At 48.7% G+C, this 1,723-nt stretch carries 3 protein-coding genes; all 3 read right to left on the bottom strand.

What is annotated here, in order from left to right; genetic code table 11:
- Positions 1-686: 686 nt before the first annotated feature.
- Complete coding sequence (locus D5S03_RS05575; protein ID WP_008868610.1) at positions 687-875, bottom strand: hypothetical protein; 189 nt, start codon at positions 873-875, stop codon at positions 687-689.
- A 210-nt stretch (positions 876-1,085) separates the two neighbouring features.
- Complete coding sequence (locus tag D5S03_RS05570) at positions 1,086-1,442, bottom strand: HigA family addiction module antitoxin (protein WP_287042950.1); 357 nt, start codon at positions 1,440-1,442, stop codon at positions 1,086-1,088.
- Positions 1,414-1,707, bottom strand: coding sequence for a type II toxin-antitoxin system RelE/ParE family toxin (locus D5S03_RS05565; protein WP_287042949.1), 294 nt, complete (start codon positions 1,705-1,707; stop codon positions 1,414-1,416). The genes D5S03_RS05570 and D5S03_RS05565 overlap by 29 nt, the downstream gene beginning before the upstream one ends.
- Positions 1,708-1,723 lie beyond the last annotated feature (16 nt).

Genomic DNA, 1,723 nt, shown 5'->3' with positions numbered 1-1,723 from the left:
CGTTAACCAGGAAGCTGGCGAAGCTGTGCCTCAGGGCATGGATTTTCACATCCTCCAGACCAGCCTTTTTTCTGGCAGTGTTCCACGAAATGTATATGGAAAGGAAGGGATCACATACAACCACCCCTGGCCTTAAGAAGTATGGGAGTCAAAATATCTTTACACCCACACATGGATACCCACCTACAGCCATACTTTCTTCCTAAAGGAGGGTAGAGGTAATGAAGGGATCGGTTACAACCACCCCCGGCCCCTCCTTGGCTAAGGAGGGGAGTTACTACGTGCACGTAAGCCTATTCATTGGGGCAGGCCCAGTTAAACCCTGCTTTGCAGGAAATCCCGAGTTAAACACCCGGAGGGACCCGGTTTAAACGGGTAAACCTTCGGATTTGTTTAATCACGCCATGGGCGTGACAAGCAGGATGTCAGAAAAAAGTTTCAAACATGTTGGTATGAAATTTGTGCTAAGCACCTTACTGCCCATGAGCAGCGTAGGTGACATCCAGACTATCCCGGGAGAACTCTTCGCCAAGTTCCAGGCCAGCTTCTACGCCGATCCTGTGGATGCGGTCTTCAAGGGGCTGGGAGTGGAGTAGCCTGGCTATTCTTTGGGTGGATACAAAGATGTGCTTTGTCAAAAAATACCTTTCCCCATCCCGTCTTGAAAGAGTCAGACGCCTCACAGATTACTGTCCTGCTTGCCTGTCCTGAAGTTCCCTGGTGACCTGCCTGACCTTGTCCAAGTATTCCTCTTCGGTGATTACACCTTTTTCCAGAAGCAGAGAGATCAGAGCCTCATGCTGAATCATGTTGGAATATGAAACTTCATCCCAGGTTAGAGCTTTTGTCTGGGGATCATCGCCTTTTTCTGCCATTACAGCCTCCTGGATATGATTGATGGTGGGAAGTGAGCCCCGAATAGAAGCTTTTTGGTAAGTTTTCAACAGGAATCAAACGAGACAGGGGTTGTATGCACTTTTGCATGGGGTGGACTGCTATCGAGGCATAGCCGCAGGCTGAGCTAACATGCTTCTCACTTAAAGCCATCAAGTGATATCTGAACATATAGCAAATGCTGAAGAAGGTTATGCAAAAGAATGTTGGTTCCTTGGGATTGGTTTCAGACGCTTAATATGGTCTGCTTCAGGGCTGTTCATGGCATGCCAGAGGTCCCAATCCTGCTGCAGGCCAAGCCAAAAGTCCGGGGACATGCCCAACACCCGGGAAAGCCGCAATGCCGTATCCGGCGTAACCGAACGCTTGCCTTTAATAATTTCGTTGAGCCGAGGATAAGAAACGCCAAGACAACGTGCCAGTTCTACTTGAGTAAGCCCAAGTGGCTTAACGAATTCCTCAAAAAGCATCTCCCCGGGATGTGTCCGCGGACGATTCCTTGGCAACCGCCTCCCAGCATCAGTGGTAATCTGTGATTTCGATTTCATAGGCATCGCCTTCCTCCCATATAAAACAGATTCGATATTGTTGGTTAATACGGATACTGTATTGATTCTCCCGGTCGCCCTTCAATCTCTCCAGTCGATTGCCAGGAGGCAATTTAAGTTCATTGACATCCCGAACTCTGTTGATTTGATCCAGTTTCCGGCGGGCAACCGGCCAGATGTTTTGAGGACAGCATCCTCGAGCTGCCTGTGATGGCACACCATCAAAAATATCCTCTGTGCCGGCAGATTTAAAGCTCCTTATCATGCATTATATTATTACG

Source organism: Desulfonatronospira sp. MSAO_Bac3, from assembly GCF_003838035.1.
GTDB lineage: Bacteria > Desulfobacterota > Desulfovibrionia > Desulfovibrionales > Desulfonatronovibrionaceae > Desulfonatronospira > Desulfonatronospira thiodismutans.
Note: the sequence above shows the minus strand (reverse complement) of the source record. Positions and strands in the feature narration are given on the sequence as shown.

Excerpts from the sequence above, each read along its gene's own strand:
- D5S03_RS05570 (WP_287042950.1), bottom strand. The coding sequence starts at position 1,442 with ATGAAATCGAAATCACAGATTACCACTGATGCTGGGAGGCGGTTGCCA.
- D5S03_RS05565 (WP_287042949.1), bottom strand. The coding sequence starts at position 1,707 with ATGATAAGGAGCTTTAAATCTGCCGGCACAGAGGATATTTTTGATGGT.
- D5S03_RS05575 (WP_008868610.1), bottom strand. The coding sequence starts at position 875 with ATGGCAGAAAAAGGCGATGATCCCCAGACAAAAGCTCTAACCTGGGAT.